Below are 15,046 nucleotides of genomic sequence, written 5' to 3' on the forward strand. Positions count from 1 at the left end.
CTGAGAAAATAGGCGATCGTTATTTGAGATGAGATCGCTGGTTTTTGGAATGAGGGGGCGATCATTTTGAACATTTAGTTTGTCTGGCGAAAATAGGCGATCGTTGTTTGGGTTGAGGTGAGTTGCGATCGCGGGTTTGTGGAATGAGATGGAGATCGCAGATTTTTAGAGAATGCGATCGCTGTTTGATGATGTGAGTGGTGATCGCAAAAAATAAAACACCCTGTCCGTCAATGGACAGGGTGTTTTATTTAAATTCTAAGCTAACGCTTCATCAGACCTAGGGACTCCTATTGCTCATCTGAAAACCTTCTAACTAAAGTTAAAAGTTGTAGGAATGGAACCAGTTAAGATGTTGTCATTGATATTGTTAGATGCAAATCCAGTGACTCCATTCAAGGTTAGCAGGAGCGAACCATTGCCAAAATTACCGTTGCCAGTAACACCATCACCTAAACGGAACTGAGTGTTGCTCCCAACAGTACGTACGTCAATGGCAGCGATGTTATTGAACTGGAGCAGATCGCCTCCAACTCCACGGAGGAATTGATTCACCACGTCGCTATCATCACCGAGGTTATAGACGACTCTATCAGTGGCTCCATCATTGAGACCGAGGAACAATGTGTCATTGCCAAATCCACCAACAAGTACATCTGCGCCTAAACCGCCAGTTAGAGAATCGTTACCGAATCCGCCACTGAGAGTATTGTTGCCATCATTCCCATTAATAACGTTATTGACGCTATTCCCAGTACCATTGATGTTTGCACTACCAGTTAGAGTCAAGTTCTCAAGGTTTGCGCCTAAAGTCCATGAAACGCTTGACTGCACCAAATCTGTACCTTGATTCAATTCTTCAGTAATTGAGTCACTCAAGTTATCGATGATGTAAGTGTCATTGCCTAGACCACCAATGAGCGTATCTGCCCCAATTCCACCATCAAGGATGTTGTTCCGACTGTTTCCAGTGATGATGTTATTAAGATCGTTACCAGTTCCATTAATCGTATTACCGCCTGTCAGCGTGAGGTTTTCCACATTGGCTTCCAAGGTACGGGTGACGCTTGAGAGAATAGTGTCAGTTCCCTCATTGGCTAGTTCGTTGACCACATCACTAACATTGTCCACAATGTAGGTGTCGTTGCCAGCACCACCAGTTAGAGTATCTGCATTACTACCACCATTGAGAATGTTGTTACCACTATTGCCAATAATCGCATTTTGCAGTCCATTACCAGTGCCGTTGATATCGCTGTTGCCAGTGAGAGTTAGATTCTCAAGAGTGCTACCAGCAAGAGTCCAGTCGATACTCGAAAGAACGGTATCAGTTCCAGATGAATCAGAGATAGTGTCATTGATGTTGTCAACAATGTAAGTATCATTGCCCGCTCCACCAATTAAGCTGTCTGCTCCTAAACCACCATCTAGGATATCGTTACCAAATTCACCACGAAGAGTGTTATTGCCGCTGTTACCAGTGATGATGTCGTTCCCGAATCCGCCTGTGACGTTCTCGATATTTGCGATCGCTGTAAAGCCAGATGCCACACCAGTGTTTAGGTTAACCGTCAAATCGGCTGTAGTCGATCCATAATTAAGGGTGTCAATACCACCCAGCAGATCGACGGTTATCGATTCAACGTTGGTTACCGTACCACCTGCAATAATCGAAACAGGCGTACCATTGAAAACTACACTCAGAGTTTCAGAATTATCTGTACCGAGAATATTCAGGCTGTCGTTACCAGCACCACCATCAACGATATCTTTGCCATCACCAATGGTATAGCGGAAGATATCATCGCCATCAAGACCATTCAGAATATCGTTGTTGCCAAGTCCAGCAATGATGTCTTGACCGTTAGTGCCTGTGAAAGTATTGACACTTGAAGTACCGACATAGAAGTCACCAGTGACAATGGTTGGCGCTGAGGTAAGAGTTTCCACTGTACCTTGGTCATCGGTATAGCTCACTACCACACGCAATTGGCGATTAACCTGAGCTTGAGTAGGGGTGAAGGTGCTGCCGATCGCACCAGCGATGTTGGTGAATGTCACACCACCGCCAATATCTGATTGTTGCCACTGATAGTTAAAGACAGCGTTAGTCAAACCATCAACGTCAGTAAACAAGTTGCTAGCAACAAGGGTTTGGGTCTCTGTTGGTGTAGTGTCTGAAATCGATACTGCGCCAACTGGTGCATCGTTGACCGCAGCGATCGCAATGGTTTGGGTTGCAGCAATTGAGCCACCCTTTCCATCGACAACGTTGTAGCTCAAGCTAACCGTGCCATTGAAGTTAGCATTGGGGGTGAAGCTGTAGGTGCGATCGCGATTGTCGATTAAAGTGCCATTGGAAGCAGTTAGTCCAGATACCGCAAGTACATCGTTATTCGCATCGGTAAATCCAGCTAGCAAGTCTGCCGCTAAGATCTTGTAGGTGGTGTCTTCTGTTCCAGCAGCAAGGATCGCAGGAGTACCTGTTAGAACTGGAGCGTTATTGACATCATCATTGAGAATTGTCAAAACAGCTTTGGGTTGATTGATACCAATCAAAGTGCCAGGACTAGGATTCTTGAGACTCAAGTTGATGGTTTCATTGCTTTCAGGATTGGTATCTCCCACAATTGGAATCTGCACATCCTTGAAAGTTTCACCAGCAGCGAAGGTTACTGTAATCGGTTTATTGTTGTAGTCCAACAACGAAGCCTTGTAAGTATCTGGGTTAAAGAACGCCAGAAGCTGACCGCCTTCTACTAATTCGCCAGGAATAGGATAGTGAGCTTGAACATCAAGCAGGAACCAACCAGCACCCAGCATGTCTTGAGCGTCAATAATGCCCGATGATTCTTCATCTTGAGTCAAGAAATTAGCTGAGCCAGAAACAAATCGATTTGGATCATGCTGAGCCAGTTGTTTGAGGGTATCTGTAGCGATGTCGTACTGCCAGATTTTGCCAAGAGGAGCTTGGTTACCAATATCTTCTTGGAGCAGGATATGCCCGTAGCGATCGATGGTGAAGTTGTCAAACATCTTTTGACCTTCAGTACCGTCAAGCACCATTTCCACGGTTCCACCTGACTCAGGATTGGTGGGGTCGTCAAAACGCAGTCTCCAGAGACGGCTAGGCCCAGTAAAGCTGTTTGTGGTAGCAAAATAGAAGTCTCTTGGATTCGAGGGATCCCAAGCACCATCTTCAGGTCTGAGGAAGTTGGTCACACCAGCAGCATTACTAGCGGTTTCCAGTGCTACACCTGTAGTATTTTGGACGCTTCCTAAATCTGATAGCGCGAACCTTGTCCCAGAAGCCAAGGCGGTAGCATTGGTTTCCGATGTTAGTCCATCTACCTTAATGCCAAACAACTTGCCGTTATTGAGTCCAGCCTTATCAATCTCAGTACCACTGTTAGTTTTATTCCCAACATAGAAGTAAACCTGACCACCAGTACTGTCATCCATCCCTGCAACTACAGTTTTGTCACTAGCGGTGATGCTGGCTACAGCATTTTCCCAACTGAATTTGCCAAGGTATGGCAATTGATACGTAGTACCTGCATTTAAGCCTGTAGCAATATGACCAAAAGCGCGACTCTCAGGGCCAGACTCCTCACCATTTAAGAAGATCCGCTCTTGAGTACCGAGTCCAGTGGCACTGTTGTAGAAAGCAGAAACAGGTGCTAAATCCGCAGAACAGAAGCGAGAGAAAGCAGTTGTGCCTTGGACAAATTTGGAACCATCCCAAGTATTGACATTTTGGATTAGGTCGTCGCCACTCACAACGGAAAGATCGGACTTGTTAATTACCCACTTGGAGACAAATGCACCTTTAGAGCCATGATCGCGGTTTACGCCAAGAGTACCTGCAATCTCATGATTCATCAAAACGGTGAATGTACCGTCGCCATTGTCATAGGAACCAAGCCCGTCAGGAATACCAGCCATCTTATAGCCGCCGATGCTATCACCTACGGTCAAGATCGATGTGAAGCTGACACCTGCTGCCGTGGGGACTAAATACGGAGTTGCCGAACTGCTAGTACCCTTGATTTGAGGAAATACAGGAGGAACAACGCTTCCAGTTGCCGTACCATCGGTCAATTGCAGTTCTACCGTACTCGTACCCGATACATCGCCTGTTCTGGTAATGCGAACGGTTGCAGTTGTGGAACCATTACCTTCGGTAACGGAATAGTTAGCACCACTGAAATTGATCGCTGAAACAGGCAAGGTTTTGCTCAACTCAAGAATGCCAAGTTTCTCAGGGGTTGTCGTTCCTGCAACGTTAAAGTCGTTGTCATTAATCAGAGCCAATTGGTTGGGCCCAATTAGTGCCAGACCTTCGAGCTTTTCTACGCCTGTGTAACCATATTGAGCGGCATTAGCAATCAGGCTCTTCGAGACAACATTAATGCCAGCGCTGGCGAGTTCGGCAGGAGTAAGCTGCTCGATCGCAGTTTTGCCTGCTGGGAAGGTAAAGCTAGCATTGTAGATATTGGTTGCTGCACCCAAATCAATTTGATAAATCAATTTATTGGAAGCAGAAGTCGCAAGGTCATCGCGTTCTACAACTGCAAATTTGCCATTGCCAAGGGAGACAGCATCACCGAGTTTGTCAGTTTTGGCGTTGCCACTTGCAGAAATATTATCTAGGAGATAAATATATTCGCCGATTACAGCTTTAGAAGCCGTATCAAATTCCAAAATCCGCAAATTGCGTGAGCTTCTAGAAGTCGTATCACCAGCATTATCTGGGTTGTCGATCGCACTCTGAATAAAGGCATAGAGTTTATTGCCTTCTAGGGCGATCGCTTCAAAGCCTCGGTTATTACGGCGTTGAGCGTAGACTGCGGGTAATGCTTCTGTACCGAAGGTTCCAGGAGGTGCATCAGGATTTGGTGCAGTCGCCGTGCCATTGGGAATAAAGCGATCGAGGAGTTTCCCATTCACATCAAAGTGATAAATAGCAGGACGGTATTCGTCCACCATCCAGTAATCACCATTGGCGGCAACGGCAATTCCCTCTAAATCAGCACCCAAAGGATCGTTCGGTAGAACATTGCCATTGAGATCAACCGCAATTTCATCAGTGTAAGCAGTTCCATTAGCTCCTGCTTGCAGGTTAGGCAATCCTGTTAATGGAGTTGTACCATCGGGACGGAATAAACCAGTACGATTTGTAATCGTGATTTGTCCAGTAGTGCGATTAAGCTCAAAGCTGACGATTTCGGGTTGGAAGTTAGGCAGATAAAACGGTCTATTTGCACCTGTTGGATCGCCATTTGGTCCGCGATCGGTGTTAGTGACAAACTTGAGATTGCCATTGTCGGCAACTCCTTGGAAATACAAACCAGAGAAGCCACCTAACGAGAGCTGTTGCCCATTAGAAGTTGTACCAATGTTTGGGAGATTCGTGAAATTGTAGTTTGCTACATTTGTGAATACCTCGTCTTGTCTCACGGTCAGGTTTTGGATGCGCTGATCGAGTGAGGCAGCGGTATCGGCGACGGAATAAGCAGTTTGCGGCGTGCCGTGAAATGTGCGTAGGAAATCCTCAAAAGCTTTCTGTTCACCGAGGGTATTAGTAGGAACATTCGCTACAGCAGTAAAATCTAGAGCCTCGCTAATCGGTGCTGAAAGCGTGCCATCGCTTAGTAAATAGCGGAAGTTATCGGCATTTGCCTTAATTGGATAGCCATCACCACCATTTGCAGTGAAGTTAAGCACCACAGCGCTAATCGTTGCAGGTGCGCTCGATAGGATTACCCCATTGTCCACGACCTTCGCGACAAGACTACCATTGAGGTCGTAGATCGCCACATCCTGTACTTTTGAGCCTACGGGTTTGGTGGGATTGTAGGAAAAGCGGATACCGCCAAGCTGTGCATAGCCGCCATTGCCAGGGGCAAGTCCAGCAGCGTAGTTCAGGATGTTTAGCAACCCCTGTGCAGTCGTATCGAACACCATGAGCTTATTGTCAAAGCGGAGCGCATTCTCAACATCAAGCTGCGAGATTGCGCCAGCAGGCTTCACAGTAGAGGCTGCTGGTGGTTCCTTTCCTCCATCTTCGCCGATCGCACCGATTGAAGCACGTAAACCACCACCATTCTTTAATGAGAATAGGATGGCATTATTTCCCAGTGCTTCTTTTGCTTTAAATAGATTGGCATCGGCGGTGATGTCACCGAGGTTGACTTCCTGCGCTCGACCGAAAGCGCGATCGCCTTCTAAATAAACTTTGGTGTAGCCAAAGATATTGCTGTCCTTGGAGATGATTACATTGTTAATTGCCTCGGTAATCGCATCAACCTTAGAGCCAATCGTGCTACTAGCAATAATCTGCTCGGCGGTTTGGGTCGTGCCATAGGCTGCTTGCAGGTTCGCCTCAGTCGAAGCATAGGCCCCATTAATTAATGGATTGAGATTGGGAAGAATAATCTCGCCATTTGCATCAAAATCAACTACCAATCTACCCAGATAAGTGTATTCAGTGTCAGTGGTGACGATCAGTGTAGGCTTGCCGTCGGAGCCGGCTGTAACGATTGGGTAAGCATCTGGGATGAAGTCGGCACTGTGTCCGTTAAATCCAACCGCCGTATCATTTGCATCGCCCAAGCGCTCGTGACCACCGCCAGCGATCATCACGTCGATGCCTGAGACCAATGGAGCCAGAGCTTTGTTGCGTTCGATCGTGTCTAGCTGATCCACCATCACGATCTTGTTAATCCCCAATGCTCTTAGAGCATTTACTGAAGCTTGGATGTAGGCTGCGACTTCCTGCAAATCATCGGTGGAAGGAATACCGTCGTCCTTTGGCACAGTGCCGTTGGGCGAAGTCTTACTCAGGAGGTCGAAGGTAGTAGCGCCAACAATACCGATCTTCTCGCCACCTTGGGTTACTACGGCATAAGGTGCAATTTTGCCCTTGATTGCCGAGGCTTCCTGACCAGCAAATGCATTCGTTGCTGGTCCACCTAACGATGCATCGGCAAGACCGCGTAAAGAGCTGTCAGCACTAAAGTTTAAATTGGAAGTAATGAGAGGGAACTGTGCTCCAGCCCAAGCCCCTGAAGGTGCGATCGCACCTTGTAGGACTGGCGAGCCGAGGTCAAACTCATGATTTCCCAGTGCCGAAACATCGGTTCCAAAGGCGTTCATGATCGCAATGTCAGGACGACCGAGTGCAGTGCTTCCGATGCCAGGAACTGCATTCAGAGAAGGGTCGGAGCCGCCAACCAACCAAGGCCCTGGAATATAACTATCGCCTTCCCCAATTACTAAAGTATTGCTGTATTGGTCATCGAACTTGTCGATCAGCGCACCCATGATCGGCGCAGTTTCGACACCGAGTAAGCCGCTCTCGCCATAGTAGTGAAGCAGTTGTAATGTATAGGCAGCTTGATTAGGAGATGGGAGATTGAAACGAGCAACACTCGGATCGTGGTCGCTAACTTGATTGGCAAACTCAGAGTTAATATGAACGACATCAAAACCATCGAGTTTGCTATTGAGATTGTTACTCACCAAAATCTGATCCAGTACCTGTGCATTGCCCTGAAAATTATAGGTATAACGTTCGTTAGCTGGCAGAGTTTCGACTAGCGTGTTCAATCCACCATTTTCCAAAATGGTAAGAGGATTAGAGAACTCAAAATCATTCAAGTCTCCTGCGACCACGATATTTGCATTCGGGTTGGTTGCCAACAGCCCTTGCACAAAATCTTTGACGATGATGGCTTGCTGGTTGCGTTGCACTTCGCTACTTAGCGTCGGTGGTTGATTAGGACCAAATAGAGGTTGATCGCCGCCTTTAGAGTTGAAGTGGTTCCCAATGACGGTCACTTCCTGCTGGTTGAAAACAAATTTGCCAACGAGAGGTTTACGGCTGCTAGCGAAAGCATCACCATCAGCAAGATTGCTATCGGTCAAGCGTTGTAATGAACCTTCAACAAAACTCACGCGATTGGGATTAAATAGGAATGCTACGCGGATGTTGCCACCAGGCTCGCCACCATCTTGATTGTTGACTGGATTAATTTGGCGATATTCATAAGTAGGTCCGCCAGCGGCTGCGATCGCATTAATCAGCGTTTGCAGCGTTACATTCGCATCAACCGTCCCATCGTTAGTCGCGCCATTGTTGTCCTGAATCTCTTCCAGATTAATGATGTCAGGGGACTTCATATTGGTGACAATTGCACTGGCGATCGCATTAAATGTCGTGTCGCTCGGATCGAGGTTTTCCACATTGAAGGTTGCCACCGTCAATTGTGTAGCACTACTCGTAAGGTTGGTGACCTCTTTTTGTAAAGTCGATGGTTGCACCACGGTTGGCGCAGTCGAAACCAACACTTCGTAGTTATTGAAGTCGTAGCTGACCACACCTGTAATCGAGCTAAGTTGAGCGCCGACATTTACATCGGGCAGTAATACCGAGGAATTGTTGAGATCGTCGATTTGAATCCGTTCTGGATTGAAGTCATTAGCTGTAATCAAGCTGCCGCCTCGGCTAGTGCGGCTAGTAGCATTAGCGCCATTGTCTGCCAATACCCAAATTTCTTCAGACGATCCAAAGTTGGCGGTGGGTGAAGTTGCCACAGGATTGTTCACTTGCACCCGCATTCCTTCTAAACTTTCGTAGAAGTCAATCCCATCTTGAGCAGGATCGAAGACAGTACCAGGATTCTCCACATTGCTGATAGGCACTCCATTAATATTATTAATAATAGCTGCATCATTACTAATGATCTGGTTGGGAATTGCCCGTCCGCCATTGCCGAGAATAGTTGCTGTGGGTAAAGCATTGCCACTTGAGAGCTTCGTAATTACGGGGCTGACAATTTGGGTGATCGTCAGGTTGTTAGCTGAACCGCCTGGACGAAACTCAGATACGGTTCCATTAACCAGTAAGGAATCGCCTACGAGTACGGTTGGAGCAGAAGATGTAAATACAAAAATCCCTTCAGAAGTAGCATCATTGGCATCAGGATTTGGATCTTGTAAGTAGAAGCCATTTGAGGCGATCGCGGTGACGATACCTTCAACACCAGTCACTGCTTGTCCTGCATAGGTGGAAATATGTCCCGCACCTTGAATGTCGTGAATACGCACACTGGGTACAACTACAACATCGTTGTCGGTGATAGTGACATTTAAAGAAGTAGTGCTACCCAAAGCAATTCCTGAAGATGGATTGCTGATACTTAATGTGGCAGTTTCTGTACCTTCAGATAAAACATCATCCACAACTGTAAAGGTGACAGATCCTGTGGTAGCACCATTCGCGATCGTGATGACATTATTACTAAGCGTATAGTCACCTGTAGTAATACCAAGTCCACTCACAGCAACGTTAACATTTTGATCTCCAGTAACTGCATTAGAAGCGGTAGCGGTGATAGTGATTACAGTTTGACCTGATTCAGAACCACTGTTAGTGCTTACTGATAAGCTGACTGTAGGTAGAGCTGTGGCGATCGTAAAGTTTGTAGTATTCGGGACTACTAGAGCGCCATCGCCACCAACATCTATAGTCCAATTAGCAGGATTAAAAACTAAAGATTTATAATCGGCAATGCTAGCTTGTCCAGTTCTGGAGCCACTATATCCAGCGAAGTCAGTACTACTTGTCAACTTTAAAGCATTAGTTCCAGCCGTCAGTCCAACCGTTGTAAGTGAATTATTGTTTGCCTCGGATGATACTGCCGTTAAAATTGTGGTCGGAGACGTAGCGCTAGTGCCAAGAAAAGCATAAATAGTTTCAGCAGTTGCCGATAGTCCAAGATTTGAACTATTAACTACAGTGAAAGTCCCAACCGATGATGTTCGTGAAGCACTGTCAATTGCACTAAAACGAACCACAGTACCAGCAGTGATGGTATTAGCACCAGTTGACCATTGAAAAGAAGATTCACCAGAGCCAATAGATGTAGGACTAGTAGCCGTGCCATCGGAAAAATAAATAGTTGTATTTGGAGCTATGTCTACAAACGTGACAATTGACCATCCATCTTCATCAGCATTAAAAGATACAAATGCAATATCGCCAGAATTTAGTGCCATTTTTTGTTGCCTTGATAGATTTGGGAGAATAGGAGGGAATGATTTTTAAATAAAGGCATGCAGAGAAATTGCATCTTAAGAAAATGCAAAGCACGACAAAATAATAATCACTTGATATGAACTTTTAAAATTGCAGTCGCAATTATCAAGTAATTCTTTTTAACTAGTTTTAATACTTACGAGAAGATGCTTAAATTCTCGCAGTTAATAGATTTTCAGGATCAAGTCCAGACTATAGAAATGTTCTATTGATCTCCAATAGAGTACTTGCCCAATAGCAATATCAAGCAATAATGGGGAGTATCTCACCAGAGATAAAATTAAGATTTTGTAAGCACCTAGAACCTAACTATTTACTGACACTTAAAACATATATATATTCTTAAACTCTAATTTTTTTCCTTAATTAGCCTACAGGAAAGTTCTATAAGCTTGGGTTAAGAGAACAACACAATTTTGGTTAAGAAAAGGATAAATATGATCACGAAATTAATAACAGACTATTTAAGCGATCGCTACTTGATTTGAAATTTAAAGAGATTATTTTTAAGGCTAACCATACTTTCTTGAACAGCAAAGACAAAAATGACGAAAACGTCATTTTTGTCTTTGCTGTTCAAATTGTTTATATATTTCGCGAACTGCTAAGTTAGCTCGCTTAGATACGCGCAACAACCAACGCATAGCTGTCGCCAAGTTTACTAGGACATAAAACCCAAGAATTGGTTGGTGGCGCGCCGCGCCGCCAACCAATTCTTGGGTTTTGATTTGTCCTAAGACAAGTGACAGTAGCTATAAAAAGAATTAATTTAAAACTTCATCAGCAATTTTCATTACAAAAAGCTGGTTTTGGGCTTTCTTCACCAGCGGCAATGAGAAACCAAAAAATAGCTCCGTAATTTAGGATTGCTAAAACTTCATAACTCGGCAAAATTTTTTGACAAATTGCCATATACTAGATAGGCTGTCAAGTTTTCAACAGTAATAAGGAAGGAGCTATGTCCCGTTATAGAGGTCCGCGCCTCAGAATCGTCAGAAGACTCGGAGAGCTTCCCGGTCTAAGTCGCAAACAACCTAAGCACGCATATCCACCTGGAATGCATGGTCAAGACCGCAAAAAGCGCTCTGAATATGCTGTGCGTCTAGAAGAAAAGCAAAAGTTACGCTTTAACTATGGTCTAACTGAGACTCAAATGCTTCGCTATGTGCGCAGAGCAAGACGAGTTAAGGGTTCTACAGGTTTAGTATTACTACAACTGCTAGAAATGCGTCTGGATAATACTGTTTTCCGTATGGGATTTGCACCGACGATCCCTGCTGCGCGTCAACTGGTAAACCATGGACATATCACTATTAATGGTAAGAGTGTCACCATTCCTAGTTACGGCTGCCGCCCAGGTGAAGTAATTAGCGTTAAAGATAACGAAAAATCTCGTAAAATTGTCGAGCGTAATCTCGAATTCCCTGGTCTTTCTAACATTCCTAGCCATTTAGAATTTGATAAGGCGAAGATGACTGGTAAGGTCAATGGCGTTGTCGAACGCGAATGGGTAGCACTGCAAGTGAACGAACTGCTGGTTATTGAGTACTACTCACGCCAAGCTTAAGGTTGAAGCACTCAGCTACGGGCTTTGTTGATCTTTAGATAAATTGCTTGTAGCTGAAAGCCTTCCAACTGGGTAAACTGCCAATTGGGTAAACTCTATTAGGTTCAACTTCACTGCGAATTATGCAGTTAAATATTTCTGCTCCTGTAAACCTCGATTTACACGTTCCTAAGGACTTTGTTAGGGGTTGTCCCCGCAGTGTCCGTATGGATATTGATCATCTGCTTCTAGCGATCGAGGCGCTGGACTTAGAAGCAGTTGAAGTAATGCTGGTCTTGATCGAGCAGTTAGGTTTAGAAAAGACGATTCCTAGTCGTGTTGCTTTTTGGCGACTACGTAATACGAATCCGCTGCGACGCAACTATCAACGAGCGAGTCTAAGCTGGGATGAGCTCAGAGCCTTAGTAAAGATTGTTTGCACGATCGCTAAGCAGTTAGATACGGGTTTGCGCTTACTGCTGAGTACCCATCAACAGATGATTGAGGGCAAGATCGAGGCATTAGGTTTACAGCAAAATCAAGTTTTTTTAGAAAATTATATTGATCGCTTCACATCTTTATATATCGGTCGGATGCGATCGCCTTCCCCCCTGAGTAAAGAAGCTATTCGCGAGTTAGCATTACAGTTGCTGACCCGAATGTTGCTATGTAGTGGCGTAGCTGGTGAGTTTCGCTTGTGGAATAGTTTGTTTGATGGAGCGATCGCGTAATGATTCAACGCAGCTATAGTTTGCCAAGTTGTACTTTGCTGATCGACGGGATCATCACAGGCGGCGATGTGATGTCAATTTTGACCAGTTTTAGTTGTCGCTTTAGCCATCACATCGAGCCAGTTGTGGGTGGACTGGATCTACTAAATGCTTTAGTCAAAGTTGTTGGAGCTTATGCTCAAGCTTTAAAAAGTAATACTTTGGTGGCAATTCCTGAAAAGCAGGTGCGTTTGGAACCAGAGGGCAATCATCTACATTTGCTTTCAGTATTGCTAAATGAGGCTGATGCTCATAATCCTAAACAGTTACAAATCAAACTGAATACAATTCAGCTTTTTGATCTGATGGAAAGCCTAGATCGTCTATGTTGCGATCCGACAACTTTGCCTGATCTGAAGTTAGTGACGCAGATTTCTGACTACCGATCTCAGTCTCAGTTAAATAGTCAGGCAGTTCCCGCGATCGCTGGTGTATTCAGTTTAGCGATCGCTGCCACAGTTCTGTATTTGATCCCAACGCCAAAGCCCCATTCAAAGCCTGTTCAGCCTGTTCCTGTTCAGACTAAACCATTGCCAAAGGTCTCAACTCCCCCAACATCGTCACCAACGACCGAGAGTTCAGCGAGTCCTGAAAGCTCACCAAATCCTGAAAGTTCGCCTAATCCTGAAAGCTCGCCTAATCCCACCGCTAGCCCCAAATAAAAAAGAGATGTGCTTTGCACATCTCTTTTTTATTTGGGTTTCGTAACTTCAGATACACAGCTAAACATAGATCTGCGGCTCAATTGATGTAGAGAGTTTTATCTGGGCGGGAAAAAACTCTTCTCGATCTTTGTGGGTTAGGCTTGATGACTGAGGTACTCGATCCGACCAAACTTTTATTCGATTTGCATCGGGGAACAGAAATTGCCGAAACTTTTTCTGGATGTCTAGATCCAGAGGCGATCGCGCATCGAGTGACCGATGGCATTGTAGAGCGGTTTGATTGTGCTTTTGCTAGGGTATGGCTACTAGAGCCAGATCGGACATACCTTAAGCTAGTGGCTTCCTCAGGTATGTATACGCGCATTGATGGCAGGTTTGCAAGAGTGCCGATGGGCGCATATAAGGTGGGGAAAATCGCCCAAAACCGTGTTTCTTTTTTAAGTAACCATTTAGCTGATGAGCCTTGGGTTGGCGATCGCAATTGGGCTATTAATAACAATATTCATGGGTTTGCGGGCTATCCCCTAGAAATCAAGGGCAGAGTTGTGGGAGTTTTAGCTGCCTTTAGCCATCAAGAAATGCCCCCTGAGTTTTTAGAATTTTTACGAATGCTCTGCACGATAGCGGCGATCACAATTGATAGTGCTTTTAAGCATCAGCAAGAAAAACTAGCCTGGCAGAGTCTTACCCAGAATCCAGCCCTCACTCAAGGTTCGTTATCTGATCGCCTAGCCCATATTTTGAATTTCAATCGCTTAACTCTAGTAGGTACTGAAAAAGTTCTAACTATGACGATTGACTATGTATTCCTGAGGGCAGCAGAAATCCTTAATCAAATTGGTGGTGCTTATTGCCGCTTGATTTATTCTGATAGCTCGATATCGCTAGAAGCAATTATCGCCAAGACTAGCGTTAGAATTGCTGATCCGCAAAACTGGCTACGATCGCTTTTTGGGGAATTGTTTTTGATTGTTTCTAGCTTGAGTGGTGAGATCAATATCCATGCAACTGAGTTGCAAATAGCCATCGCAATTCCCTTTATTAAGGATGCAATGCCCTTGTCTGAACGTGAATTGGAGATGATGCAGCTATTAACTCAAGGATTGCGCGATCGGGATATCGCACAGCAATTAGTGATCAGTGAAAGTACTGTCAAGTTTCACATCAATAATATTTTGGCTAAGCTCAGGGCTAGAACTCGCTTTCAGGCGCTGCATATAGCTATGGTCAATGGGTGGATTTTTTGAGCTCACAAACTATAGCAATTTCTGAATCCTCCATATACGGAAACCAGTAAAAGCGAGAACGGGTATCCCTACAGACAGATCATGAGTATAAATGGTTTACAAAACTCAACAAAGCAAAGTATTGTTTAATTCATGGCGAGAGCCAAATACATAAAGCACATAAAACACACGCAATCATAATTCAATGACCACAGCAGTACAAAGACGCGAAAGCGCATCAATCTGGGATCAGTTTTGCAACTGGATCACCAGCACCGACAACCGCCTATATGTAGGTTGGTTCGGCGTAATCATGATCCCTTGCTTACTTGCAGCAACCACATGCTTCGTAATCGCCTTCGTAGGCGCACCACCCGTTGACATCGACGGCATCCGCGAGCCAGTAGCAGGCTCCTTGCTATTCGGCAATAACATGATTTCTGGCGCAGTCGTACCATCTTCAAATGCGATTGGCTTGCACTTTTACCCCATTTGGGAAGCAGACAGCCTCGACGAATGGCTATACAACGGTGGTCCTTACCAACTAGTAGTATTCCACTTCCTCATTGGCATCTTCTGCTACATGGGACGTGAATGGGAACTTTCCTATCGCCTCGGTATGCGTCCTTGGATCGCAGTAGCATACTCTGCACCAGTAGCAGCAGCAACCGCAGTATTCTTGATCTACCCAATCGGACAAGGATCATTCTCTGACGGTATGCCTTTGGGAATCTCTG

5 protein-coding genes and 1 pseudogene are annotated in these 15,046 nt (G+C 45.1%); 5 read left to right on the plus strand and 1 reads right to left on the minus strand.

Translation table 11 applies throughout. The features are described 5' to 3' along the window. Nucleotides 1-312 precede the first annotated feature (312 nt). Entirely contained in the window at nt 313-10,062 is a 9,750-nt protein-coding gene (locus tag PseudUWO311_RS24125; protein WP_190303546.1) for an esterase-like activity of phytase family protein, read from the minus strand. Between the two features lie 998 nt (nt 10,063-11,060). Here PseudUWO311_RS24125 and rpsD point away from each other — a divergent pair. From rpsD to PseudUWO311_RS17400, 5 genes and pseudogenes are all read left to right on the plus strand, one after another. Then, entirely contained in the window at nt 11,061-11,669 is a 609-nt protein-coding gene (gene rpsD, locus PseudUWO311_RS17380) for a 30S ribosomal protein S4 (RefSeq protein ID WP_103670143.1), read from the plus strand. Nucleotides 11,670-11,791: 122 nt separating this feature from the next. Then, nucleotides 11,792-12,379 (plus strand): DUF3038 domain-containing protein, encoded by a 588-nt coding sequence (locus tag PseudUWO311_RS17385; protein ID WP_142656500.1) that lies wholly within the window; start codon nt 11,792-11,794, stop codon nt 12,377-12,379. Next, nucleotides 12,379-13,080 carry a DUF4335 domain-containing protein gene (locus PseudUWO311_RS17390; RefSeq protein WP_142656501.1) on the plus strand — a complete coding sequence of 234 codons (702 nt, stop codon included), beginning with the start codon at nt 12,379-12,381 and terminating at the stop codon, nt 13,078-13,080. The genes PseudUWO311_RS17385 and PseudUWO311_RS17390 overlap by 1 nt, the downstream gene beginning before the upstream one ends. A 146-nt stretch (nt 13,081-13,226) precedes the next feature. Further along, on the plus strand, nt 13,227-14,330 hold the full coding sequence (locus PseudUWO311_RS17395) for a LuxR C-terminal-related transcriptional regulator (protein WP_142656502.1): 1,104 nt from the start codon (nt 13,227-13,229) through the stop codon (nt 14,328-14,330). Nucleotides 14,331-14,514: 184 nt separating this feature from the next. Further along, nucleotides 14,515-15,046 (plus strand): annotated as a pseudogene (locus tag PseudUWO311_RS17400) (photosystem II q(b) protein); the annotation flags it as partial.

Origin of the sequence: Pseudanabaena sp. UWO311 (assembly GCF_006937785.1) — a bacterium.
Lineage (GTDB): Bacteria > Cyanobacteriota > Cyanobacteriia > Pseudanabaenales > Pseudanabaenaceae > Pseudanabaena.

Coding starts and splice junctions, on each gene's coding strand:
- rpsD (WP_103670143.1), top strand. CDS start 11,061: ATGTCCCGTTATAGAGGTCCGCGCCTCAGAATCGTCAGAAGACTCGGA.
- PseudUWO311_RS17395 (WP_142656502.1), top strand. CDS start 13,227: ATGACTGAGGTACTCGATCCGACCAAACTTTTATTCGATTTGCATCGG.
- PseudUWO311_RS24125 (WP_190303546.1), bottom strand. CDS start 10,062: ATGGCACTAAATTCTGGCGATATTGCATTTGTATCTTTTAATGCTGAT.
- PseudUWO311_RS17385 (WP_142656500.1), top strand. CDS start 11,792: ATGCAGTTAAATATTTCTGCTCCTGTAAACCTCGATTTACACGTTCCT.
- PseudUWO311_RS17390 (WP_142656501.1), top strand. CDS start 12,379: ATGATTCAACGCAGCTATAGTTTGCCAAGTTGTACTTTGCTGATCGAC.